Raw genomic sequence first — 25,184 nt, 5'->3', positions numbered from 1 at the left:
CTCTTTTTTAGACCTTCTTTGACCTTTATTTATTCTTAAACACTATAAATATAAATTTTACTTATTATTAATTTTCTTCATAACCCTACAAGGGTTTCCAACTGCTACAACATTTTCTGGTATGTCCTTAGTTACTACACTTCCGGCTCCAATAACAGAATTATTTCCAATTTTAACACCTGGAGTAATGGTTACTCCTCCACCAATCCATACATTATCTCCAATTTCAACTGGTGATGCATACTCTACCCCTTTAAGTCTTAAATTCACTTCTATAGGATGGCATGCTGTGAAAATATTTACTGAAGGTCCAATCATTACATTTTTACCTATTTTAACTTTTGCACAGTCTAATATTGTACAATTATAATTTATATAAACACTTTCATCTAAAAAGATATTATACCCATAAGCACATCTAAATGGAGATTCAATACAAAACTCAGCCCCTACTTTTCCTAATAAATCTTTTAACAAATTATTTTTTTCTTCAATTTGTGTTGGACTTAATGAGTTATATTTAAATATAACTCCCTTAGCATATTGTCTTTCACTTGCTAATTCCTCTGCATTTGTAAGGTAAAGCTCTCCATTTATCATCTTTTCTTTTTCTCTCATCTTATCCCCTCCAAATTTATGTTAATTATATTACATAAACATTTTTCCTTTTACCCATTAATGTTTTTAACTTCTATCAAGTTTTATCTTACTTCCACCATTACCCGCTTCTGCTGGTGTAAGTATTAATTTAACTGGAACTCTATTCTTTATTGATTCCACATGACTTATTATTCCAACCTTTAATTTATCATTATGCAATCTTTCTAATGAACTCATAACTACCTCTAACAAATTATCATCTAGTGTTCCAAATCCTTCATCTAAGAAAAATAATTCTAGCGGCGCTGTTCCTTTAAGCTGTATTTGAGATGACAGTGCTAGTGCTAATGCCAATGAAGTTAGGAAAGTTTCTCCCCCTGAAAGAGTAGAAGCATCCCTTTCAGCTCCTCCATTTTTATAATCTCTTATTATGAACTTACCATTTTCATCTACTTCTAAACCATAATTACCATTTGTTATTTCTTTTAACTTTTTAGATGCTTCAATTGAAATATATTTTAATTGCGTAAGTGCAACAAATTCAACAAACTTTTTACCCTTAAATAATTTATCTAAATCATCTAACAACGCTAATTTATGATCAATTTTCTCTTTTTTAATTAATAAATCTTTGAGTTCCTTTAATTTATTATCTATAAACTTGAATTCTTCTTCTAGCTTAATTTTGACTTCATTTAATAGTTCAACTTCATTTTTCTTTTCCCTTATATTATTTTGAATGTTAAACCACTCGTCTTCAGAGATTTCCCTATTATTTAATTTTTTTATTGAACTTTCTATAGCACCCTTAATTTTAGATAAATCTTCTTTATATTTTTCTATTTCTTGTTTTAATCTTTCAATCTCATTTTGAGTGATAATATTTTCTTTTACACTCTCTATAGATTCAAAATTTTCTTCTTTTAAACTTCTACTTACATTTTCTTTTTCTAATCCACATCTCTTTATAAGTTCATTTTCTTTAGCTACTATTGAAATAAATTCTTCATTACATTTTTCATATTTAATGCAAACTGTATCTTTTAATCTATGAATTAATTTAAATTCTTCTCCTATATATTCAATCTCTTTTTTTATTGAATCTAATAAAATAATAAGTTTATCTTTGCTAATATTATTTAAATCTTCAATTAAATCCAGTTCTTTTTCTAACTTAGATTTTATAAGTTTTATTTTCTCTTCCCTATTTTTATTTTTTTCATTTAATGATGTACGTGCATATGTTCCTTCTTCTGTGATTAAATTTACTTCATCTTGTATTTTATCTTTTTCTTTAATCAAAGTTTCAAAATCACTTCTAAATCTCTTTATTTGATTTGATATACTTTCTCTCTCTTTTTCTATATTTACTATCTCATCACTTTTCTCTTTAAAATCACTAACACCAATTTCTTCTTTAATAGAATTTAAATCCTTATTTATATTATTAAATTCATCTTGATCTCTACTTAATTCTTTATTTATTAAATTTGATTGAGTTTCTTTTTCTTTTATTATAGTTGATATTTTATTAATTTCATTTTCTAAAGAATGATTTTCATCCTTTAATTTATTAAGTATATTTTCTAGTGTTTCTTTTTTTAACTCATATTCTTCTAATTCTTTTTTAAAATTAATAAATTGTTCTTGAAGATTTTTAGGTGATACTTTTTTGAAATCTTCTCCTAAAGTTTCTATTTGACAAGTTTTTTCTTTAATTTTTTCTCTTTCAGAATTAATTTTTGTATTATATATTGTTATTTGTTGTTCTAATAATTTTAAATTAGTTTCATTAAAACTTATTTTATTGTTTAATTCAGCTAAATTTTTATCTTCTAAATCTTCTATTAATAAATTATTTACACTTTCTATATTATGTTCTAAAGATCCACAAACTGGACATGATTGACCATTTTCTAAATTCTTTCTTATTTCAAAAGATAAATTTTCTATTTCAAATTCTTTATATTTTTCTTTTAATACTGATAATTCATTTTCAATATTCATTTTATTATCATTATCTTTTAATAATAAACTCTCTAGTTCTTTAATTAAATTTTTAGACTTTTTTATTTCATTACTATGTTGATTAAACTTTTCCCATTTATCAGTACATTCTGTTAAGTTTTTTTGAAGAATTAATAAATCTTCTTGTTTACCTGGAGAATTTTTAATTAATCCTTCTAACTTTTCTTTATTTTCATTTAATAAATTAAATTTTTCTTTATATATTTTTTCTAATTCATTAAATTTTCCTTTTAAAGTCTCTATTTCCTTAGTTATATTAATGAATTTTTCTTCATTACTATTTATATTTTTTTTAAATGAGTTATATTTTTCACTAATTAAAAGACCTTCTTGAATTTTAGCTTTTAAATTATCATCCACTTTTAAGCTTTCAAATCTTTCTTCTAATTCTTTTATATTTATATCTATATTCTTAATACTATTTTCTATAGTTCCGAACTTATTTTTATCTTTCTTATATCTTTCTCTTAATACTTCAACCTTTAATGAAACTTCTTTTATTTCATTATCTAAAATATCTAATGCATCCTTTTCTTTTATTGCATCATTTATTCTCTGTTCTCTTAATTTTAATTCCGGTATTTCTTTGTCCTTTTTATCTCTAATTTCTAATAATTTTTTTTCTGATTCCTCTTTTTCAATCTTAAGATTTTTAAAAGCTTCTTCTAATCTTTGTTTTTCTTCTTGAGTTTTATTGCTTTCTTTTAAAGTATTTTCATATGCTAAAATATATGGGTTGACCCTTAATGCTGATTCTCCAAGCATAAGTTTAATTTTATTCTTTTGTATTTCAGCAGCTTTATTATTTAAAATTTGTTCTTGTTCTTTATATGAATTTAACTCAAGTTGTAAATTCCAAACTTCTTCACTATCTTTATAAATTTTCTCTATATTTTTTAACTCAGTATTTTCACTACTTAATCTCTTTCTAGCTTCTTTTAACTCTTCATTTTTTAATCTAAGCTTTTCTTCATTAATTTCTTCATAACCTTTTAATTCACCCATTAAAAAATTATTTTGTGTTTTCTCTTTGTTTATTTCTTTTGATAACTTAACTGAAAGAATATTCCCATACTTTTGAAGATTAAATAATCTTTCAAGCATCTCTCTTCTACTTTTTCCTTCAAGTTTCAAAAAATCACTAAATTTACCTTGAGGTAATACTACAGTTCTAGTAAAATCCTCTAATCCAAGTCCTATTATTTCCTCACATTTTTCAGTTACTGTTCTTACTTTATCTGCTAAAACTTCTTCCACTTCATCTGTTATATCAATAATTTTAGCTCTTGAAGACCTTGGATTTCCAGTTTTATTATCACGTTTAAATTCTCTGCTTACAATATACCTTTTTGCCTCTGAACCTGATATCTGAAATTCAAAACTTACATTTAGTGAATCACAATTAGTATTTATATAATTAGAACTTTTTCTAGAAACCTCTCCATATAAAGCTAAGGTTATTCCATCTAAAATAGTTGACTTTCCACTACCAGTAGGTCCAAAAATTCCAAATAAGCCTCTCTCTGTCAACTTATTAAAATCTACTTTCTGTTCCTCTATAAAGCTATTTAATCCCTTAAGTCTAAGCTCAATTGGTCTCATCTTCTTCACCTACTTCTGACATTATATTTAAAAACAAATCAACTAGTTCCTGCTCTGCATCTACTCCTCTTTCTTTTTTATAAAACTCCTTAAATATTTCATCAAAAGGCTTTTCTGATATATTCTTTACATCATCCTCTTCATCATTTACTTTAATCTTTGGAATTATCTCCAATATATCTTTTTTAAAGTCTTTCATCTGCTTTATTTCATCTTCTCTTATATATCTATCCGTCTCTATTTCAAGATAAACCCAGCATTCTCTTTCTGCATTTTCCTTACATTTTAATATTGCTTCATCAATATTGGTACATTTCCATACTTCAATAGGTTTATAAACATTTAACTTAACTTCTTCTATATTAGGAGTCTCACCAGATTTTATATCAGCAATAAAGCACTTTTTATCAAAATTTATTTCTTTTCTATTATAGTGAATAGGAGATCCACAGTATCTTGCCCTTTTATTAGTCCCTGGTACTATTTGTGGCTTATGCACATGACCTAAAGCTATATATTGAGCTTCCTCTGGAAAACATCCTCCATCTACTATATAACTTCCACCAAGTTGTATACTTCTTTCAGAACCACCTTCTTCACTTCCCATTGAAAATAAATGTGATGCTACTAAATTTATCGTATCTTCTTTATAGTGGACTTTTAAGGAGTCAAATAATGAATGTATTCTTTCACTATAAGATTTAACTCTCTCATCTTCATTGTCCATTTCACCATATAAAACTTCATTTAATCTCTTTTCACTTGGATATGGTACAGTCAATATAACAGCTTTTTCTCCATTAAGTTTCAATTCTATATATCCTTCACCTGATTCTATAACCTTATGTCTCCCATATTCCCCTGTTTGAACAATCGTTTTAGGTGTCCCCACCATTATAATTCCATGATCTCTAGCAAGTGGTCCAGCTGATATAAGTCTTTCTGGATTATCATGATTTCCTGATATAACTAGAGTAATTCTTTCTCCATTAGAAGAAATTCTTTTTAATGTGTCATAAAACATTTTTTCTGCTCTAGCTGGAGGATTGCTTGAATCATATACGTCTCCTGCAATAATTACTAAATCTATATTATTTTTTTTAACTATTTCTACAAAATCATTTAAAAATAATTCCTGTTCATCCATTCTACTTTTGCCTTCTAAATTCTTACCTAGATGCCAATCCCCTGTATGCAGTATCCTCAAATCATATTCCTCCTATTCTATAAAACCTCTAATATAAATCCTTTACTAAAACATATCTTCTTAATCCACCATATTTAACTTTATCCTTTTCAACCCTATAGCCTAAAGCTTTGAATGTATTCACACTATGTTTATTATATGGTGATGCCGTTGCACACATAATAGGTGTTTTATTTTCCTTTGCTATTTTCTCTAAATGCTCACAAAGAATCTTCTGAAGTCTATTCCCTCTAAACTCTTCTTTTACTATTGTTAATTCAACTTGTCCTACATTTAAAAGTTCCTCATCCTTAAACCCTAAATCATATCCATAATTGTCCTCTTTTAAGCCTACATTTCTATATACTCCAACAGCAACTAATTCCTTAGTATCTTTAGTAACATACCCAATTGCTTTTCCTGTGTTAAAATAATTAATAAATTCATCTTCATTTGAAGCTACATATAATTGTTTGTCTTCTATTCCCTTCATAATATCTTCTTGAAGTTCAAGTATTTTACCAATATAACTTTTATCCAAAAACTTAAGCTCCGCTGATACCTTTACTCCATCTTTTCTATTTAAATCTATTATTGAATTCATTAGTTTTCTCCTTACTTTAGGCATATTCAAAAAAATAATAAGTCAATCTTTTGGTTTATTTTGTGTCATACTTCGTCAGCGAAACCTTGCAATAGATGGGCTATTCCGAGGCTTCACTTCCTTGTCTGACGCAAAATATCCTCAAAATCTTTCACTTATTTATTTTCTTTCATATGCCTTATGTTGTCAAAATTAAAGCTATAAATATGTTTTTTAGTTATGCTTTAAGTAAATATTGATATTTTATTATTTAAATAACTCTTTTGCTTTTAGTGCTATTCTTTCTCCAAATATTCTTGCTATCTTATCTTCTTCTTCATTACCATTTCCTATAGATACATGTCCTAAATGAATGTATGGTTGTCCTAGTGCAGAACCTCCAGAATACATTAACATACCTTTAACCATAAAATGATCTATCATAGTTGTCATCGCCACATTAGCCCCTCCTCCAATATAGTGAGCAGTTGCAAATACAGCACCTAATTTACCTTCTAAATTACAATTTTTAGATTCATCTATCCATTTTTTCATTTGCCATGTCATATTTGCATGATATGTTGGTGTTCCAAATATAACAGCCTTAGACTCATCTAAAAATTTATAATCTATTTCATCTAAATTCATAGTTTTCACTTCAATATCATCAATAGTATTAATTCCTTCTTTAATGACCTCTGCTACCCTTTTAGTATTACCTGTCTTACTAAAATATAAAATTGATATTTTCATAAATTTATCCCCCTACCTCATATTATAATTACAATATTAAATTAATATATTTTAAGTTTACACTAAAATAATTTATTTTGGTTATTCTATATAAGTTTCTTATCATTATAGAAATTTATAAGTATTCTAATATTTATATTAATAAAAAACTTTATTGGAACTTATATATTATTAATTATAACTCATTAATTGGAAAATAAAAAAATAACCTTAAGTAGATTACTCTAACAAAGGTTATTTTCTTATTATTTATTATTCATGTAACTTTATAATATATTTTAATTATTAGCTCTGTTTTAAATGAATATTGATATTGTAGTATAAGAGCAAACTGGCATTGGAATTTGCTTTATACTAAAATCTCAACACTGTTTTAAAACATAGATTAATTATTTTATTCTTTTATATTTTCTGTATTTAATCCTTTAATATGATAAAAATTCAAAATAATATTTGCCATTTCTTTAGGAGTTTTTTCTGCACCATCCTCAATCCACCTTTTTAGTACAAACCATAATCCCCCTGCTGAAAAATGATTAAAATAACTATTTTCCGATACAAAAGTTAATTTTTTAAATTCTTTATTAGTAGCCATTGAATTTAAATATTTTAAATGTAAATCAAGCAATATTAAATATACATTATTATCTATAAGATTTTTTAAAAATTCTTTACTTTTATACCAGTATTCAAAATATGTAATAAGTAAATCATTTAGTGTTAATTCATTTTTAGCTGAAATTATTTTTATAAATTGATTGTATAATCCATCCACATAATATTCTAATATAGATTCCTTTGTTGCAAAATTTCTATAAATAGTTTGTCTCGCTAGTCCAACATTTTCTGCAATTTCTTTTAAAGTAATCTTATTATAAGGTTTTTTATCCATTAATTCTATTAATGAATTTACAATCCAGTTTTTTGATCTCAAAGTTATAGGATTAACTTTTTCTTTAAATTGATTCATTTGTAACCTTCCCTCTTATTTGTACCACTTATTTCATATTATTGACTTCATACTTTACAATATTATATGATAAACATACAAGTGTTACAAGTGTACCTTTTGTAACATAAATAACATTTTTCGGAGGTGAACTCTATGCATAAAATAGCCGTTGTTGTAGACAGCACTGCTGTAATTGATAAAAAATTATTTGAAAGTAACGACAATTTATATTCACTACCACTAGAACTAATAATTGATGATAACTCCTTTAAGGACGGAATAGATATAACTCCAAGCGAATTTTGTTCTAAAATGAATGAATGTATACATCTTCCAACCACTTCACAACCATCGATTGGAGATGTTTTAAAACTTTTTGAGGACATAGTAGATAAATATGATTATATTATATATATTACAATTAGCTCTAAATTGAGTGGTACATTTCAAACCGGAATAGTAGCTAAAAATCAAGTTTCCAACGATAAAATAATAGTTTTTGATTCTCTTTTTACATCAACTATTCAAAAACAGATGGCAATAACAACGTTAGAATTAATTAAAAATGGAAGTTCTATTGAAGATATTTTGAAAAACCTTGAATATATAAAATCAAATTCAAAAATATATTTAGTAGTAGATGATTTATCTCATTTACGCAGAACTGGAAGAATATCTTTATCGGCATCATCTTTTGGAAGATTACTAAATATAAAACCAATTTTATCTTTTGAAGAAGGTGAGATAGTATTAAAAAACAAAGTAAGAACCATGAACAAAGTATATAATAATTTAATCGAACTAATAGAAAGTGAAAACTTAACTTCAAATTCAAAAATTATTATTGCTCATGCAAATGGTTATGATTCTGCATTAAAATTAAAAGAAAAAGTATTAGAAGTATATCCTGAACATACAATCTTAATTGAAGAACTATCACCTGTAATAAGTGTACATACGGGAGCTAGAAGTTTTGGAATATCATGGATATATTAATATCATATTAAATTTGATATATGAAAAAGGTTGTCTTAAACTTTAATTTTGGACAACCTTTTATTTATTGTTTAGCCTATGTCTTAAAATACTATAATATCAACCTTTAAGCCATTTTTTTAAGTTATATTAAGATTTGAATTGTTGTTTATTATAAATTTAATTTCAATTTCATTTATTTCAGATTTGAAATCAAACTACTTTTCAATTATTTGAACAGAATCATTTAATTTTATATTTCCATCTTTAAGTACTTTGCTAAATACTCCATGTATTGGCATAATGCATTTACCTACTCTATGGAAAATTTCACATTCATTATGGCATTTCTTTCCTATTTGAGTTATTTCAACTTCTGCTTCATCACCTATTCTTAACTTTGTTCCTACAGGTAATTTATCAACTTCTATTCCTTCTATCACAAAATTTTCACCAAAGTCTCCGAATTTAACATTACCACCAGCATTATTAAAATCTTCGATTTTTTTATACTCTAAAATACTTACTTGACGGTGCCACTTTCCACCATGAGCATCACCTTTTAAGCCAAAATCCTCTATTAATTCAATCTCTGGTACTTCTATTTTTATTGTCCCTTTTCTTTCACTAGTGCATATCGCCTTTATCTTTCCCATAGATTAGCCTCCTATTTGATTCATAAATCTGATTTCTTTGTTTTCATCATCTTTTTTAAATAAATATTTTTCTGGTTTGTTATAAATGGAACTCTTAATTAACTCTTTTATTTCATCATCTGAAATGCCTTTTTGCATCTTATTTTTCAAATTAATACCAGCTTTCCAATTTAGACATCCCTTTAGCATTCCATCTGATGTTATCCTTATTCTATTGCACTTCTCGCAAAAACAATTACTTAAAGCACTAATAAATCCTATTTTGCCTTTTCCATCTTTTAATCTTATATAACTTGCTGGACCATCTTTTCTTTGATGTTCTAAAATATCATATTCTGAACCTTTTAGTAGCTTTATTACTTCTTCATTTGATATTCCATTAAAGTTATTTCCCTCACCTATCGGCATAAGTTCTATAAATCTAACATCAATATTTTTATCTCTAGTAATATTCATTAAATCTAAGATTTCATCATCATTTACTTCTCTTATAATAACTACGTTTATCTTCACTTTTATTCCAAGTTCTAAACATTTATCTATAGATTTTAATACCACATCTATATCCCCACCACGAGTTATATTCTTATATTTTTCTTTGTTTAATGTATCAAGACTTATATTAACTTTACTAAGTCCATTTTCTTTAAGGTCATGTACCTTATCTAAAAGTAACATTCCATTAGTTGTTATACAAATATCTTCAATCCCTTTAAGTCTATTAGTTTCTCTAACTATATCTATTAAATCTTTTCTTACTAATGGCTCTCCACCAGTAAACCTTACTTTTTTTATTCCAAGTTTCTCTGAGGCTTTAATTATTTTAATAACTTCTTCACTAGTCAGCTTTTCTTTTGTAAATTCTACATTTCCATCAGACATGCAATATATACATCTTAAATTACAGTTATCTGTTAAAGAAATTCTTAAGTAATCTACCTCTCTCAAAAATCTATCTTTAATTGTCCTCACCTCATTTTTGAACCTTTAGATTCTTTAGAAATTAAATTCCCCACTCTTTCCACCAGTCTTCTTAACTAGATGAATGTCATGAATTATCATTCTCTTATCAACAGCTTTGCACATATCATATATTGTAAGAGCAGCTATTGAAACTCCTGTTAAAGCTTCCATCTCTACTCCTGTTTTATTATCTAATTTAGCCATAGCTTTTATAATAATCTCATTATTTTCTCTATCTATTTCAAAATCTATACTAGAACCTGTTATCATAATTGGGTGACACATAGGAATTAAATTGCTCGTATTTTTCATTCCCATTATTCCAGCCACCCTTGCAACTCCAAACACATCACCTTTACCTATTTCATCTTTTAAAATAAGATCTATAGTTTCTTTACTTACTTTAACTTTTCCTGTAGCTATTGCCATTCTTTTAGTTACTTCCTTGTTACTAACATCAACCATTATTGCATTTCCATTACTATCAAAATGAGTTAATTTATCCATAATAATTATTCTCCTTTACCAAATGAGCAATATGGGAAAGTGCATACTTTACAGTCTAAACAAAATCCACCATGCCCTAGCTTTGCAAGTTCCCTCCTATCTAGTCTTTCATCACTTAATATTCTAGGTAAAACTAAATCAAATACAGTTCTCTTTGAATACATAACACATCCTGGCAATCCAACTATAGGTATATCATTACAATATCCTAATAGGAACATAGCTCCTGGAAGGACTGGTGAACCATAACTTATTATTGTAGCTCCGCACTCTTTGATCGCTGTAGGTGTCATATCATCTGGATCTACTGACATTCCTCCTGTGCAAACTATCATTTCTGCTCCATTATCTAAAGCTTTTTTAATTTCACTAACTATCATATCTTTATCATCTGGAAGAATTACTTGATTTTCAAGATCACATCCATAGTATTCTATTTTCTTTTTTACTGCTGGTCCAAATTTATCTTCTATTCTTCTATGATAAACTTCGCTTCCAGTGGTAATCATATGAACTTTTTTACCTTTTATTTCTTTAACAATTATAAAAGGTTCCTTAGTTAATTTTTCTGCTTCTATAATCTTATCTTCTTCTATTACTAATGGGATTACTCTAGTTCCTCCTATTACTTGACCTTTTTTTACTGGTGTATTGTTATGAATAGTTGAAACTATTATTTCTCCTAACATATTTATCTCTAAAAGCTTTTCTTTATCAATCTTAACTATTCCATCTCTATCTGCTATAAAATTTATTTTCCCTTCCTTTATCTCAGAAAAAGCTAATCCTTTACCGCATACTAAATTTTTCAATCTAATTGCAGCATCATTTTCATGAAGCATTCCCTCTTTATTCTCCCAAACATAAATATGTTCTTTACCAATCTTAAGTAATTCTTCTATATCTTCTTTTTTTATAATATGCCCCTTTTTAAAAGCACATCCTTTAAACTCATCTGGTACAATCTTTGTTATATCATGACAAAGAACCATACCAACAGCATCTCTTACATCAACACTCTTCATATATTTCCCCCTTAATTAATGCGTTTAATTATTCTGTTATAAAAGAAAATAAATAATACTTAATCCTTTGTTTTTAGTATAATATCTGCAATTTCACTATAGTGATCCTTATTGATTTGAAGATATTTTCCATCTTCATTTATAAAATCTGTAGCAATACATATCAAATTCTCAGATTCTGTAATTACGTTTGTGCTATATCCATATCTATATACTTCAATTTTCTTTAAATTAGAGTTTTTATAGCCTTCAACTAAAATTACATCCTTATCCTTCATCATTTCTATTATGTCTTCAAGATTAATCTCTTCTTTTAATTCTTTTATAATTGCTAATCTATTTTTAGAAGATATAATTACTTCATCCGCTCCAGCCTTTCTGTGTCTATAAGTATCCTTACCTTTTTTATCTATATCAAAGCCATGAATATCATGCTTGATTGTCCCAACTGAATATTTCCTTTTTTTTAATTCTTTTATTAACCCTTCTATTAAAGTAGTCTTTCCAACATTGCTACACTGCCCTACTATATTAACTACTATTGGCATCTATCTTCACCATTACTTTCTAATTAAACTTTCATATTCTTTAACAGTATTAATATTTCTAATTTTATTTTCATCATCTAAATCTAAATACTCTATATTCAAATTATTAATTAAATTTTTAATTTTATAATCTTTCTTATCTATCATTTTCAAAATTTTATCTATACACTTTTTTTTGTAGATTGAACAAAGTGGCTCAATCTTACTGTTTATTCTTAAAATTAAAGCATCTTTTGATACTTCATATTTATAAAGTTTTTCTATAAAATTTCTATCTATAAATGGCATATCTGAAGCTATAACTAATGCCTCATCATATTTACATTCTTTAAGAGATGAATATATTCCACCTAAAGGACCAATATCTCTTATCTCATCTTTAACTAATTTATATCCTAAATCTTTATATGATTTTTCATCATTACATGAAATTATTATTTCATCAAACATCTCAATAGCTTTAAGTTCCAAATCAATAAATCTTTCTTTTGAAAATTTTAAAAATGCTTTCGTATTATAATTCATTCTTGAATTTTTGCCACCTGATAATATTACTGCACTTTTTTTCATAATTTCTCCTAAACTAAATCATTAGTATATTAACTTTTTGCCCTTTGTTAAAAGCAGTATTTGGAGGAATCTCAAGTATTCCATTACTGTTTATCATGGTATGAACTTGACCTGGTGTCTGATAGACATTATTTATAAAAACATTATTAAACTCATCCACAAAAACTCTTAAAAATCTTCTCTTTAAAGTTACTTTATTAAAATCATCTTTTAGAACACAACCATATTTTTTATTTGATTTAATATTAAACATCTTTTCTATTACTTTTCTTGCTGTTAATTCAAAACTTGTACCTGCCGCAACAGGAGTACCTGATAATCCAATATATAATTTATTATTCTTATAAGCTGCAAACATAGGAGAGCCTGGCTTCATGTCAATTTTCCAAAATAAAATATCATATCCCGCCTTAACCGTACTTTCCTTTACTATATCCTTTTCTCCAACTGAAACTCCTCCAGTAGAAATAATAATATCGCACTCATCTTCTAAACTTTCTATAGCTTTAACTATCTCTTCATCAGAATCACATATAATATCATAAATTTTCCCTATACATCCAAGCTCCTCAAGTCTACTCTTTAGAAAATAGCCATTACTATTATAGATTTTTCCTATTTCTAATTTTGTTCCAATTTCTTGTATTTCATCACCTGTATTAATTATTCCAACAATAGGCTTCTTATAGACATGTACTTCTTTAATGCCGAGACTTGATAGTGCCATAATTTCAGATGAAGTTATTTTTATATCTTTAGAAATTAGTTTTTGTCCTTCTTTATAGTCTTCTCCTTTAAAACAATAATTTTGATAAGGCTTAAGACTTACGAATACTTTAACATATTCATCAAGAAATTCAGTATCTTCTTTTCTAACTATGCAGTTTGCTCCCTCTGGAATTTTTGCGCCAGTAGTAATTTTAATTGCAGTCTTACTTTTAACAACTTCTTTTGAAATATAACCTGCATATTCAGTATCTATAACTTTTAATTCTACAAAATCTGTTAGATCAAAGGTATCTTCAGCTATTATTGCATATCCATCTAGAGGAGATCTATCAAATGGAGGATTATCTATAGTTGCAAAAATATCTTCACTAAGTATTCTACCTCTAGCCTCATTTAACGAAATCTTTTCAGTTTTTAGCTTTGGTATTTTATTAAGGAGCAAAATTTCAGCTTGTTCTAAACTTACCATATTTATCCCTCTTTCTTTTTATAAGAAAGTATGCCTACCATCTTAAGTAGACATACTAATTAACTAGTTTACTTTTTTTATATTAACAGTTGCAAACTTGTATGAAGGTTCTTTTGAGTATGCATCATATGAACCACGAGTTAAAATATTTGTTTCGTTATAGTGCATTGGTCCATATAATTCATCCTTTTGTAAGCCTTCATTTATTTTAGCCTTTACTAATACACTCTTACCATTAACAGAAGCCACTTCTATTTTATCTCCGTCTTTTATATTTAATTTATCTGAAATCTCTTTACTTATTTCTATATAAGCTTCTTTTGAAATCATCTTTTCTATAACTGGAACTTCTCTAGTTCTAGTTTGAGTATGCCATTGACCTACTGTTCCTCTTCCTGTATTCAGAATATAAGGATATTTTTCACTTTGTTTATCTTCATTAATCTTTACATCTTCATACATAAATTTCATTTTTCCATTTGGTCTATAAAATTTACCATTCTCAAATAACCTTCTTTGATCATTTTTCAAAGATTCACCCTTTTTAAGTGGCCATTGAACTCCGTTATAATCTTTAACCATTTCATCATAATCTACTCCTGTTATATCACATGGAGTATTCTCTGATGATTTTTGAAGTAACTCAAATACTTTTCTTGTTGTTTCCCAACCTTTTAATTCTTCCTCCATTCCTATAGCTTTACCTATTCCTTGTAAAACTTCAAAATCAGTTAATTCATTTTCTTCCTTTTCAACTATAGGAATTAATGCTGATAATCTTCTTTCAGTATTTATATATGTTCCTGATTTCTTTATTCCTGGTGCAACAGGTAAGAATAAATCAGCCATTTTAGCAGTATCAGTATCTGAGTATAAATCTTGAACTACTAAGAAATCTAAGTTTTTTCGAGCTTCTATAAATGTGCTATTATCAATCCATGAATCTGCGGGGTTTGTTGAAACAATCCACATTCCTTTAATTTCACCATTTATAGCTCCACTTATTATTTCTGGATATGCTTTAGTTGGTCTAGTTGGAATATACTCATCTTTTATATTCATAACTTCTGTTATAAACCTTCTGTCTTCTGGATTAGCATAATCTCTGCTAGCATAAAGACAAGCAGTATTACTATAAAGTCTTGAACCCATAGCATCACTTTGACCTGTTATTGAATTAGGACCTGTTCCTTCTCTTCCAATATTTCCAGTCATTACTGCGATGTTTATTATAGCTTGAGCAGTTCTAACAGCCTCATAACCCTGGTTAACCCCCATTGTCCACCAAAACGACACCTTATGGCCATTATTAATAATTTCTGCTAATTCCATTATTTTTTCTTTAGAAATACCTGTTATTTCTTCTGCTTTTTCTAAAGTATATTTTGAAACGTGTTCTTTAAATCCTTCGAAATCTTCAGTATGTTTGTTTATGTAATCACTATCTATATAATCTTTTTCTATTAAAACATTAGCTAATGTATATAAGAAGTAAAGATCTGATTTAGGTTTAATCCCATACCATTCGTCACAAGCTTTTGCTGTCTCTGAAAATCTTGGATCTATAGCTATCTTTTTAGCTTTTGTATTTTTTCTAGCTCTTCCCCAAATAATAGGGTGTGCTACTGCTGGGTTAGCTCCTATTAATATCATCGTATCAGTAAGTTCTATATCTTCTAAAGTATAAGGTGGAGCGTCAAATCCAAAACTTTGCTTATAAGCTACAACTGATGTTGCCATACAAAGTCTTGTATTACCGTCCCCCTCCATATTCATCATTCCTCTTCCTATATATCCTAAAAGAGCCATCTCTTCCATTGGTAATTGTCCTGTACTTATAAAAGCTGATCTCCCTTTTCCATGTTTATCTTCAATTTCTTTCATTCTTTGAGAAAATACTTTAAATGCTTCATCCCAAGAAATTTCATGCATTTTTCCATCTACACCTCTTAATAGAGGTAATTTATTTTTCCCATAAACCGAACATTGCTTATCTAAATTTAAACCTTTTATGCAAGCCATATTATTGTTAACAGGATAACCTTTTTTTCCTGTAATCTTTTGAATTTTGCCATCTTCTAAGTTAAATTCTAAGTTACATCCTGTAGAACAATAATTACAAACTGATTGTTTTATCATTAACATCACTCCTTATTACTCACGTAATTGTTTAAATTTTATCATTTAAAATATATAATAAATATGATTTTTATCACGTTTTTAGATATTTTTAATACTTTTTAGACAAATTTCATATATTTTTATTTAAATTTTGTGATATTTATCACATATATTTTTATTAAATTTCTGTATATTTAAGAAGCAATTAAATTTTTAGAATTTTTTGAGGTGATTATTTTGAACAAAATTAAATTAAAAGATTATCCAATAGGATTTATTGGAACATGTCTAGGTGCAGTTACTCTTACAAGTCTTTATCCCAATTTTGAATTTAATGCTGTAAGAAGTATCTTTATTTACATAGGATTAATAGCTTTAATATTTTGGTTTTTAAGGTTCTTAAAACATCCTGACGTAATGTGGAAAGAAATGAATAATCCAATATTAATGGCACTATATCCAACAGCTACAATGTTATTAATGAATATTGCAGTTTATTTTTTAAAGTTTAATCATACTTTTGCTTTAACTTTATGGTATATCGGATTCATAATTAATATTTTCTTTGTAATTTTCTTTTTAATTACACATGTTGTTAAAAAATTTGATATAAAGTCAGTTTTACCTTGCTGGTATGTGCTTTTAGTTGGTATTTCAGTTTCATGTACTACAAGTCCAGCAATGCATACACAAAATATAGTTAAGCCTGTATTTTACTTTGTTGTAATCTCATTCTTAACTTACTTACCAGTAGTTATATATAGACTTTGCACTGTTGAAGTTCCAGATGCTCAATATCCATTAATCTGCATTTTTGCTGCACCTGCTTCACTTTGTGTTATAAGTTATATAACTTTATTTAATAATCCAAGCATTTATATAGTTTCTTTATTCTTTATACTTTGCTTAATCACAACTATATATGTTTATATAAACTTCCCAAGAATATTTAAATTAAACTTTAACCCAACTTTTGCAGCGATTACCTTCCCATTAGCTGTATCAACAGTTGCTTCAGTTAAAGTTAGCGGATATTTAATAAAAACTGATTTTAAAAATTTAGGTGCAATAGTTAATGAAATAGCAGGTATTGAGTTATTTATTGCAACTGGTGTAATCTGCTTTGTATTCTATAAATTTGTGTTCCATTTCTTAATGGACATCCCTGCTAAAAAATTTACAAAATAAAAAAATCGCCAAGACAACTGTGGAGCCATCGATTTTTTTACGCATGTGCCTTTTTGAACCTATGTGAGAAAAATCTGGCAGGCAAATATATTTTCTTTTTTATTCTTTAGATTTTATTTCTAAAACTTTAATTAAAAATACAATCTGATTTATACATAGATTTAAAAAAATATAATTTCTTAAAGAATAAAAATAGGTTGCGAAAAATCGCAACCTATTTTCTTAGGCACATGAAATAAAATAATAGATCAAATAGACGAACATACTGGTCTATTATTTTTTAATGTGCCTTATTTAAAAACTTTTCTTCATTATTATCTATAACTATTTTGTTTATCTATTGCCTCGTCTTTAATTTCTGCTCTCATACCATTAAGAGCTTGTTCTCTTCTATCATTTTTATCACTCAATGTTTTTTTCATCTTTTCATCATCTGTTTTTTCAATCATTTCATCTGCACGATGAATATTTTGAATAGTATTACTAATATTATGTTGAATTCTATCTACATTATTTCTTCTATCATCTGGTTTGTTATACATAATTTTATCTCTCCTTTATTCTTTTAATTTATTTTTAATAAAGTATTATGTATTTAAATACTTTTCTTGTTTATTATCTGTTTAAATATATTTATTATGTCTTAAAAAATTTTGTTCAATTTCTTATTATTTCAAATAATAGTAGTAGTTTTTATATTTATAAAATAAATAAATCTAAATTTATTATATTTTTAGGAAATTTACTTTTACTTATTTTGGATAAATCCCCAAATTTAAAACCTTATATATTTATAAAGCTAAAAAAACTAAATTCGAATATATAAATGATATTTAAATTTATTAATGAGGTGCAGAATTAATGGAATACTTATATGATAATACACTTGCTTTCAAAACTCCGATTGACAATTATGATAATACTTACTTAGAATATTTAATTAAAATGTATGGAAATGATTCATTAAATTATTTATCCTTTGAAAAAGATAGAAGTATATTTTTATCTGAAAATGTAGATGGCTTTATTGCATATGTCATAGTAAATAAGGTAGCTCTTTGTATTGGAGATCCAATATGTGATAGTAATGATAAAAAAGAATTTATTCTTGAATTTATAAATTATTGTAAAAGAATGAAAGTTAAGGTTTGTTTTTCTTCAATAACTAAAGAAACAAGTACTATTTTGAAAAATTTAAAATTTGTTGTTTCTAAATATGGAGAAGAAGCTGTATTAAAATTAGATAGTTATGAAATAATAGGTAAAAAAACTTTAAAATTACGTCAAAAAATTAAAAGAGCAAATAATTTAGGTTTAAAAGTCATAGAGTATAATCCTAAAAGCTCTAGAGATCTAACTTTAGAAAATAAAATTGACCAAGTATCAAATCAGTGGTTTAAAGCTAAAAATGGGCAATTGACTTTTTCAATGGGGGAAATGCATCTTGACAATCCACTAGACAGGAGATACTTTATTTCTCTAGATAAATCAGATGAAATTCAAGCAATCCTTATGTTTTCACCATACAACCAAGGGAAGTCTTACTTTTTAGATGTAATGAGAAGAAGATTGGATTCTGCTCCTGGTGCCATGGAACATGCTATTATTACATCTGCTATGAAAATGAAAGATGAAGGTATAGAAAATGTAAGTCTTGGAATTGCCCCCCTTGTAGGAATAGATACAAAAAATTATAAATCTACATCACTTGAAAAATGCATGAATTATATATATAACAATGTAAAATGTGATTATGAATTTAAGAAATTATTTAATTATAAAAAAAAGTTTTCTCCTACACATTGGGTAGAACGGTATATAGCATATGATAAAAGTATATCCTTGTTAAAAATAGGCTATGTAATAATCAAAGCAAAAAATGGAAATAGAGTCTTTAAAAGCATGATTGAAAGTATATTGAAAAATAGATAACCTTATCTAATATAATTATAATTAATAAAATTTAATATGAATTTTTATTTGAATTTAGTAATAGGGACAGTAGCTATTTAGAGCTAATAAAAATATATCTACTGTCCCAATGTATTTTATTAAATAGTATTAATTTAAATTCTTATTATTTAGCCTATGTTTTAAAACAGTGTCGATATTGTAGTATAAATCTCATGGACAGAGAAATTTAATTTAAGAACTCTAAAACTTAAAACATAGCGATTATTTAAAATAATATAAAAACAGCAGATAATTCTATATTAAAACAAAATTATCCACTGTTTCTTGATATAACTAGTTGCCTTTATAATATGTTCAAATAATTTTAAAAATATTCTTTTTATTTTTAATTACCTTGAATTCAATAATATAAAAAACTAATATTACACTTATTAACTACTATATCGCTTTATATAATTACAAAAACCTTTATAACTTCTTATATACTTATTTATATTTAATAGTAAATGATAGCACTTTATAATAATTTATAATCAAGATTTTTACTTTCACCTAAATCCATATTTTTTATTTTTACATTTCTCTTTTCTACCTCTTCTTCACCAATTAATATTACATCACTAACAGCTATTTTATTAGCATAATTCATTTTCTTCTTTAATGAATCTTCTTCAAAATAAACTGTAACTCTTTTTCCGTTTTGTTGTAGGTATTTCATTACTTCAACACAATATTCAATTGTATCACCTATAGGTATTATTAAATAATCTAACTTATTTTTCATTTTATATTTATCTATAAATCCTATCTCCTTTAAAACAAAAAATAATCTAGTTATCCCTATTGATATGCCTACTCCTGGTAATATATTATTAGTATAATTTTCAGCTAAATTATCATATCTTCCTCCTGAACAAATAGAACCATAACCTTCATTTCCTATTAATATAGTTTCAAAAACTGTTCCCGTATAATAATCTAAACCTCTTATAATCTTTAAATTTATTTCAAATTCTTCATCACTTACACCTAATATTGATAATATATAACAGACCTTATTTAACTCTTCTATTCCTTCAATAAAATCTTTATTTTTAATATTAAGTTTTAAAAGTTCCTCTATTATTTCTTTATTATTACCCTTTATATCTAATACTCTATTAATATATTGACTTTTCTCAGCACCTATAAGACTCTCTAAATCCTTTTGAAAAACATCCTTACCTATCTTGTCATACTTATCTATTAATATCATAACTTCATTAGTCTTATCTATTTCTAATTCATTCAATATACCTTTTAATATCTTTCTATTACTTATTTTAAATCTATAATTATTTAAACCTATCGATTTAAAAGCTTTAGAAGCTAGACTTATAACCCATGCATCATTATCTATACTTAATTTTTCTTTACCAATAACATCAATGTCACATTGATAAAATTCTCTATATCTACCTTTTTGGTTTCTTTCACCTCTATATACTTTTCCTATTTGATATCTTTTAAATGGGAAAACTAAGTAATTATAATATTGGGATACATATCTAGCAAATGGTACTGTTAAATCAAATCTTAAAGCTAAATTGTTTTTTCCTTTTTGAAAACTATATACTTGCTTTTCTGTTTCTCCTCCTGTCTTTGCAAGTAATACTTCTGCTTTTTCTATTATTGGCGTATCTATTGCTAAACATCCATTATCTTCATATACCTTTGTTATTCTAGATACTATATCATTAAATATTTGTTGCTCATTTGGTAATAACTCCATAAATCCTGGTAATATACTTGGTTTTATAATATTTCTTTTCATTTTAATCACTCCTATGTATTTTTATATAACAAAAGCCATGTAGGCATATATCCCACATGGCTCTAAATAAATTATGATTTCACTTAATTTATCATTACCTAGAGATACAAGCCTAATGTTGATAGACTTGTATCTGCTTTTTACAGACCAAGTCTCTAGTAATGATGATGTATTCTATTTTGTTTACTAGTATTAAGTGTTATCATAACTTTCCTCCTAAAATAATATTACTAATATTATACATTTTAATTATTTAATATTCAATTCTTATTGTAAAATTTATTACATGAAAAAATCCTAATTAAATTCTATATATATACCTAAATAATACTTATTTGTGATACAGTTCCCCATATTATATTCTAATATAATTTTAAGACATATTTATATAATTCCTATTATTGCTCTTATTTATAAATTAATTTAGAAATAGAAAAACAGTAGTTAATTCTGTATTAAAACAAAACTTCCCTACTGTTTCTTTAATATAATTAGTTACGTTTATAATATATTTAAAAAATATTCTTAGCATCTAACTTAACTTTTTGTTCTGTTATTTTAAGAAAAATTTCTAATAACTCCATCTTAGAAATTGCGTACTCTAATATATCCTTCTCTACACGCTCTCTTTTATAGTAATCATGTGTATATCTATTTCTAAGTTTTATTGCAGAAATTAAAAACTTACTTAAATCATCATCGATAAATCCATATAAATTAGATTTTTTTATTAGTTCAATACCTGAATATCCATCCACATAATTTTCATTCATTACAAGATATGTTTCTGACATATCAATAATATACTCTGAAAAATCCTGAAAGTAGCCTATTATCGCTCTTTTTATATAAACTGACTCTGTTAATTTATATTCCTTTATAGCTCCCTGCATAAGCTTTAATGTATCTTTAGCACTATTAAATTTTAAATTCAAACTTTCCTTCTTATATTTATAATATGCTGCTACCATGAGCCTCCTCCATTACTTTGTTATCTTTTTTTATTTTTTTTATTAGCCAATCATTTTCTCTTAAATATTTATTTATATATAATCTAAAATCAATTTCTTTAAAATCATTTACAATTAATTTATCATCACTATCTATATATTGTCTTGCAAAAATACTATCATAATCTCTCATATTAATAAATGTTAAATGTATTTTATCATACTTAAAATAAGATTCTAAAATAGGTTCTAGTATTTCTTCTAAATCAAACTCATCCATTATATCTTGTCTTTTTTCCATTAAAACTAAAATATCTATGTCGCTTTTACCATTTATCCAATATTTAGTCCCATAACTACCAAATACAGCTAATGAAATTAAATTATCTATATTATTTATTTTTAAATCACTTAATAATTTCACCTTTATCCCTGCTTTCATAATATTTTAAGTTTTATATATTATTACTTTCATTATAACATAAATTTAAATTATTTTTAAAAATCTATCTTTTAAAATAATCTTGATATTATAATATAAATGGACGCTTTCACTAAATTTTACTTTATTAATATTTCCTTAAAACATAGGTAAAAAAATATACCAGAATGTCTATATATTTTATTTATTATCAAAAATAAAAAAATTCCTTACTAATGAATTTTAATAAGGAATTTTTATAAGTGTGTATGTATATATATTTTATTTTAAATTATTTTGTAGTAAGATATTCATCTATAGCTTGAGCAGCTTTCTTTCCAGCTCCCATAGCAAGTATTACTGTTGCAGCACCTGTAACTGCATCTCCACCAGCATAAACRCCTTCTTTAGTAGTTAATCCATTTTCATCTGCWAYTATACATYTYCWCTTATTWATWTCTAAWCCYTTAGTTGTTGAAGATATTAATGGRTTTGGTGATGTTCCAAGTGACATTATTACTGTATCWACATCCATAACRAATTCTGAWCCTTYAAYTTCWACWGGTCTTCTTCTACCTGAAGCGTCAGCTTCTCCAAGTTCCATTTTAACACATTTCATTCCTTTAACCCATCCATTTTCATCTACTAAGATTTCTGTTGGATTTGTTAAAACATCAAAGATTACTCCTTCTTCTTTAGCATGATGTACTTCTTCTGCTCTTGCTGGAAGTTCTGCATCACTTCTTCTATAAACTATATGTGATTCAGCTCCTAATCTTAATGCAGTTCTTGCTGCATCCATAGCAACATTTCCTCCACCTACTATAGCAACTTTTTTACCAGCTCTAACAGGTGTATCATATCCTTCTTTAAATGCTTTCATTAAGTTTACTCTTGTTAAGAATTCATTTGCTGAAAATACTCCATTTGCATTTTCTCCATCTATTCCCATGAATTTTGGAAGTCCGGCTCCTGAGCCAATAAATACTGCATCAAACTTTTCTTCTTCCATTAATTCATCTATAGTTATTGTTCTTCCTATAATAACGTTAGTTTCAATTTTTACTCCTAACTTCTTTATGTTTTCAATTTCAGCTTTAACAACATCTTCTTTAGGTAATCTAAATTCAGGTATTCCATAAACTAAAACTCCACCTGCTTCATGTAAAGCTTCAAATATAGTAACATCATATCCTTTTTTAGCTAAATCTCCTGCACAAGTTAATCCTGCTGGACCACTACCTATAACAGCCACTTTTTTACCATTTGATGGTTCAGTTGATGCTAAGTCTATATTGTTTTTTCTTGACCAGTCAGCTGTAAATTTTTCTAATTTACCTATAGCTACTGCTTCTCCTTTTATTCCAAGTACACAGTTACCTTCACATTGGCTTTCTTGTGGACATACTCTACCACAAATTGCTGGTAAAGCACTATATTTAGCTATTTCTTTTGCTGCACTTTCAAAATCTCCAGTTTTAGCTTTTTCTATAAATCCTGGAATATTAATAGATACTGGACATCCTTCTACACATTTAGGATTCTTACATCCTAAACATCTATTTGCTTCCTTTACAGCTTCTTCTTCTTTATATCCTAAACATACTTCACCAAAGTTTTTAGCTCTCTTTTCAGGAGCTTGTTCTGTAACAGGTGTTCTTTTCATTCTATCTTGCATATTCATTATTTATCCTCCTTACATCCACAACCACCGTGGTTATGAGTGTTTCCTTCTTCTAATTTTAATTGTGCTCTTCCTTCTTCACTCTTGTACATTGCTTGTCTTCTCATTGATTCATCATAATTTACTAGATGTCCATCAAATTCCGGTCCATCAACACAAGCAAATTTAACTTCTCCTCCAACAGTAACTCTACAAGCTCCACACATTCCTGTACCATCTACCATTATTGGATTTAAGCTTACTGTAGTTGGGATTTCTAATTCTTTTGTTAAAGCTGCCATGAATTTCATCATTATCATTGGCCCTATAACTACAGCGTGATCATATTTTTTACCTTTATTTGTAACTAAATCTATTAAACAATCAGTAACTCTACCATTAAATCCATATGATCCATCATCAGTTGCAACATAAAGATTTCCTGCCACTTTTTTCATTTCTTCTTCTAATATTAATAAATCTTTTGTTCTAGATCCAATTATAACATCTACATCTATTCCATTTTCATGCATCCATTTAACTTGAGGATAAACCGGTGCTGCTCCTACTCCTCCAGCAATGAATATTAATTTTTTCTTCTTTAATTCTTCTAAATCTTCATGAATAAATTCACTTGGTTGACCTAATGGTCCAACAAAATCTGCTACACATTCTCCAACTTCATATTTTGCTAACTCTTGTGTACTCTTTCCTACTGTTTGGAAAACAATAGTAACTGTTCCTTTTTCTCTATTATAATCTGCAATAGTTAGTGGAACTCTTTCCCCTTTTTCATCATTCTTTATAATTATGAATTGGCCTGGCTGAGCTGATTTTGCAACTCTTGGAGCTTCTATATCCATTAAATATATATTATTTGTAAGTTCTCTTTTACTTGTTATCTTGTACATTTCAGTACCTCCTGTGTTTTTTGATATTAAGTCATATTCAAAAAATAATAAGCCAAT

At 26.7% G+C, this 25,184-nt stretch carries 23 protein-coding genes; 3 read left to right on the top strand and 20 right to left on the bottom strand.

The features are described 5' to 3' along the window. Positions 1–57: 57 nt before the first annotated feature. The 6 genes from ACYUET_RS15020 to ACYUET_RS14995 all read right to left on the bottom strand — a co-directional run bounded on the left by ACYUET_RS15020 (position 58) and on the right by ACYUET_RS14995 (position 7,722). Positions 58–618, bottom strand: coding sequence for a sugar O-acetyltransferase (locus ACYUET_RS15020; protein ID WP_460280948.1), 561 nt, complete (start codon positions 616–618; stop codon positions 58–60). Positions 619–684: 66 nt separating this feature from the next. Next, positions 685–4,230, bottom strand: coding sequence for an AAA family ATPase (locus ACYUET_RS15015; RefSeq protein ID WP_460280946.1), 3,546 nt, complete (start codon positions 4,228–4,230; stop codon positions 685–687). Further along, positions 4,217–5,437, bottom strand: a complete 1,221-nt coding sequence (locus ACYUET_RS15010; protein WP_460280944.1) for an exonuclease SbcCD subunit D — start codon at positions 5,435–5,437, stop codon at positions 4,217–4,219. Before ACYUET_RS15010 ends, ACYUET_RS15015 begins: the two co-directional genes overlap by 14 nt. 28 nt (positions 5,438–5,465) lie before the next feature. Further along, complete coding sequence (locus ACYUET_RS15005) at positions 5,466–6,020, bottom strand: GNAT family N-acetyltransferase (protein WP_460280942.1); 555 nt, start codon at positions 6,018–6,020, stop codon at positions 5,466–5,468. Between the two features lie 246 nt (positions 6,021–6,266). Then, the gene (locus tag ACYUET_RS15000) at positions 6,267–6,752 is read right to left on the bottom strand and encodes a flavodoxin family protein (RefSeq protein ID WP_460280940.1); all 486 of its coding nucleotides are present in this window, start codon (positions 6,750–6,752) and stop codon (positions 6,267–6,269) included. A 394-nt stretch (positions 6,753–7,146) separates the two neighbouring features. Beyond that, complete coding sequence (locus ACYUET_RS14995) at positions 7,147–7,722, bottom strand: TetR/AcrR family transcriptional regulator (RefSeq protein ID WP_460280938.1); 576 nt, start codon at positions 7,720–7,722, stop codon at positions 7,147–7,149. 135 nt (positions 7,723–7,857) lie between these two features. Between ACYUET_RS14995 and ACYUET_RS14990 the strand changes: the two genes are divergently transcribed. Further along, positions 7,858–8,700 (top strand): DegV family protein, encoded by an 843-nt coding sequence (locus tag ACYUET_RS14990; RefSeq protein WP_460280936.1) that lies wholly within the window; start codon positions 7,858–7,860, stop codon positions 8,698–8,700. Positions 8,701–8,897: 197 nt separating this feature from the next. Here the strand turns inward: ACYUET_RS14990 and ACYUET_RS14985 are convergent, their stop codons facing one another. The 8 genes from ACYUET_RS14985 to ACYUET_RS14950 all read right to left on the bottom strand — a co-directional run bounded on the left by ACYUET_RS14985 (position 8,898) and on the right by ACYUET_RS14950 (position 16,285). Next, positions 8,898–9,335, bottom strand: coding sequence for an MOSC domain-containing protein (locus tag ACYUET_RS14985; RefSeq protein ID WP_460280934.1), 438 nt, complete (start codon positions 9,333–9,335; stop codon positions 8,898–8,900). 3 nt (positions 9,336–9,338) lie between these two features. Then, the gene (moaA, locus tag ACYUET_RS14980) at positions 9,339–10,307 is read right to left on the bottom strand and encodes a GTP 3',8-cyclase MoaA (RefSeq protein ID WP_460280932.1); all 969 of its coding nucleotides are present in this window, start codon (positions 10,305–10,307) and stop codon (positions 9,339–9,341) included. Positions 10,308–10,331: 24 nt separating this feature from the next. Then, positions 10,332–10,805: a cyclic pyranopterin monophosphate synthase MoaC gene (moaC, locus tag ACYUET_RS14975; protein WP_460280930.1), complete on the bottom strand. Its 474-nt coding sequence runs from the start codon at positions 10,803–10,805 to the stop codon at positions 10,332–10,334. A 5-nt stretch (positions 10,806–10,810) separates the two neighbouring features. Further along, a complete protein-coding gene (locus ACYUET_RS14970; protein ID WP_460280928.1) occupies positions 10,811–11,830 on the bottom strand; it encodes a molybdopterin-binding protein in 1,020 nt (339 codons plus the stop codon). A gap of 59 nt (positions 11,831–11,889) precedes the next feature. Further along, positions 11,890–12,378, bottom strand: a complete 489-nt coding sequence (mobB, locus tag ACYUET_RS14965; protein ID WP_460280926.1) for a molybdopterin-guanine dinucleotide biosynthesis protein B — start codon at positions 12,376–12,378, stop codon at positions 11,890–11,892. 12 nt (positions 12,379–12,390) lie between these two features. Next, on the bottom strand, positions 12,391–12,948 hold the full coding sequence (locus tag ACYUET_RS14960; RefSeq protein WP_460280924.1) for a molybdenum cofactor guanylyltransferase: 558 nt from the start codon (positions 12,946–12,948) through the stop codon (positions 12,391–12,393). A gap of 13 nt (positions 12,949–12,961) precedes the next feature. Further along, on the bottom strand, positions 12,962–14,146 hold the full coding sequence (locus ACYUET_RS14955) for a molybdopterin molybdotransferase MoeA (RefSeq protein ID WP_460280922.1): 1,185 nt from the start codon (positions 14,144–14,146) through the stop codon (positions 12,962–12,964). A 63-nt stretch (positions 14,147–14,209) separates the two neighbouring features. Further along, entirely contained in the window at positions 14,210–16,285 is a 2,076-nt protein-coding gene (locus ACYUET_RS14950; RefSeq protein WP_460280920.1) for a molybdopterin oxidoreductase family protein, read from the bottom strand. Positions 16,286–16,504: 219 nt separating this feature from the next. Between ACYUET_RS14950 and ACYUET_RS14945 the strand changes: the two genes are divergently transcribed. Further along, positions 16,505–17,455: a TDT family transporter gene (locus tag ACYUET_RS14945; protein WP_460280918.1), complete on the top strand. Its 951-nt coding sequence runs from the start codon at positions 16,505–16,507 to the stop codon at positions 17,453–17,455. 314 nt (positions 17,456–17,769) lie between these two features. Here ACYUET_RS14945 and tlp read toward each other — a convergent pair whose 3' ends face one another. Beyond that, positions 17,770–17,997 (bottom strand): small acid-soluble spore protein Tlp, encoded by a 228-nt coding sequence (gene tlp / locus ACYUET_RS14940; protein ID WP_460280917.1) that lies wholly within the window; start codon positions 17,995–17,997, stop codon positions 17,770–17,772. Positions 17,998–18,316: 319 nt separating this feature from the next. On the opposite strand from tlp, the gene ACYUET_RS14935 reads away from it, so the two are divergent. Continuing rightward, positions 18,317–19,387: a bifunctional lysylphosphatidylglycerol flippase/synthetase MprF gene (locus ACYUET_RS14935; RefSeq protein ID WP_460280915.1), complete on the top strand. Its 1,071-nt coding sequence runs from the start codon at positions 18,317–18,319 to the stop codon at positions 19,385–19,387. Between the two features lie 499 nt (positions 19,388–19,886). Here the strand turns inward: ACYUET_RS14935 and hisS are convergent, their stop codons facing one another. From hisS to ACYUET_RS14910, 5 genes are all read right to left on the bottom strand, one after another. Then, positions 19,887–21,182 (bottom strand): histidine--tRNA ligase, encoded by a 1,296-nt coding sequence (gene hisS, locus ACYUET_RS14930; protein WP_460280913.1) that lies wholly within the window; start codon positions 21,180–21,182, stop codon positions 19,887–19,889. A 512-nt stretch (positions 21,183–21,694) separates the two neighbouring features. After that, the gene (locus tag ACYUET_RS14925; RefSeq protein WP_460280911.1) at positions 21,695–22,153 is read right to left on the bottom strand and encodes a hypothetical protein; all 459 of its coding nucleotides are present in this window, start codon (positions 22,151–22,153) and stop codon (positions 21,695–21,697) included. After that, a complete protein-coding gene (locus tag ACYUET_RS14920) occupies positions 22,134–22,556 on the bottom strand; it encodes a nucleotidyltransferase domain-containing protein (RefSeq protein WP_460280909.1) in 423 nt (140 codons plus the stop codon). The genes ACYUET_RS14925 and ACYUET_RS14920 overlap by 20 nt, the downstream gene beginning before the upstream one ends. 289 nt (positions 22,557–22,845) lie before the next feature. After that, the gene (gene gltA, locus ACYUET_RS14915; RefSeq protein WP_460280907.1) at positions 22,846–24,237 is read right to left on the bottom strand and encodes an NADPH-dependent glutamate synthase; all 1,392 of its coding nucleotides are present in this window, start codon (positions 24,235–24,237) and stop codon (positions 22,846–22,848) included. Further along, the gene (locus ACYUET_RS14910; RefSeq protein WP_460280905.1) at positions 24,237–25,127 is read right to left on the bottom strand and encodes a sulfide/dihydroorotate dehydrogenase-like FAD/NAD-binding protein; all 891 of its coding nucleotides are present in this window, start codon (positions 25,125–25,127) and stop codon (positions 24,237–24,239) included. The genes gltA and ACYUET_RS14910 overlap by 1 nt, the downstream gene beginning before the upstream one ends. Between the last annotated feature and the right edge of the window lie 57 nt (positions 25,128–25,184).

Source organism: Clostridium sp. CTA-5, from assembly GCF_054768135.1.
This window is presented reverse-complemented; position numbering and strand designations above follow the sequence as displayed.

Bases quoted from the DNA above. Each gene is read 5' to 3' on its own strand.
- ACYUET_RS15020 (WP_460280948.1), bottom strand. From the start codon at position 618: ATGAGAGAAAAAGAAAAGATGATAAATGGAGAGCTTTACCTTACAAAT.
- ACYUET_RS15015 (WP_460280946.1), bottom strand. From the start codon at position 4,230: ATGAGACCAATTGAGCTTAGACTTAAGGGATTAAATAGCTTTATAGAG.
- ACYUET_RS15005 (WP_460280942.1), bottom strand. From the start codon at position 6,020: ATGAATTCAATAATAGATTTAAATAGAAAAGATGGAGTAAAGGTATCA.
- ACYUET_RS15000 (WP_460280940.1), bottom strand. From the start codon at position 6,752: ATGAAAATATCAATTTTATATTTTAGTAAGACAGGTAATACTAAAAGG.
- ACYUET_RS14995 (WP_460280938.1), bottom strand. From the start codon at position 7,722: ATGAATCAATTTAAAGAAAAAGTTAATCCTATAACTTTGAGATCAAAA.
- ACYUET_RS14990 (WP_460280936.1), top strand. From the start codon at position 7,858: ATGCATAAAATAGCCGTTGTTGTAGACAGCACTGCTGTAATTGATAAA.
- ACYUET_RS14985 (WP_460280934.1), bottom strand. From the start codon at position 9,335: ATGGGAAAGATAAAGGCGATATGCACTAGTGAAAGAAAAGGGACAATA.
- moaC (WP_460280930.1), bottom strand. From the start codon at position 10,805: ATGGATAAATTAACTCATTTTGATAGTAATGGAAATGCAATAATGGTT.
- ACYUET_RS14970 (WP_460280928.1), bottom strand. From the start codon at position 11,830: ATGAAGAGTGTTGATGTAAGAGATGCTGTTGGTATGGTTCTTTGTCAT.
- mobB (WP_460280926.1), bottom strand. From the start codon at position 12,378: ATGCCAATAGTAGTTAATATAGTAGGGCAGTGTAGCAATGTTGGAAAG.
- ACYUET_RS14960 (WP_460280924.1), bottom strand. From the start codon at position 12,948: ATGAAAAAAAGTGCAGTAATATTATCAGGTGGCAAAAATTCAAGAATG.
- ACYUET_RS14955 (WP_460280922.1), bottom strand. From the start codon at position 14,146: ATGGTAAGTTTAGAACAAGCTGAAATTTTGCTCCTTAATAAAATACCA.
- ACYUET_RS14950 (WP_460280920.1), bottom strand. From the start codon at position 16,285: ATGATAAAACAATCAGTTTGTAATTATTGTTCTACAGGATGTAACTTA.
- tlp (WP_460280917.1), bottom strand. From the start codon at position 17,997: ATGTATAACAAACCAGATGATAGAAGAAATAATGTAGATAGAATTCAA.
- ACYUET_RS14935 (WP_460280915.1), top strand. From the start codon at position 18,317: ATGGAATACTTATATGATAATACACTTGCTTTCAAAACTCCGATTGAC.
- hisS (WP_460280913.1), bottom strand. From the start codon at position 21,182: ATGAAAAGAAATATTATAAAACCAAGTATATTACCAGGATTTATGGAG.
- ACYUET_RS14925 (WP_460280911.1), bottom strand. From the start codon at position 22,153: ATGGTAGCAGCATATTATAAATATAAGAAGGAAAGTTTGAATTTAAAA.
- ACYUET_RS14910 (WP_460280905.1), bottom strand. From the start codon at position 25,127: ATGTACAAGATAACAAGTAAAAGAGAACTTACAAATAATATATATTTA.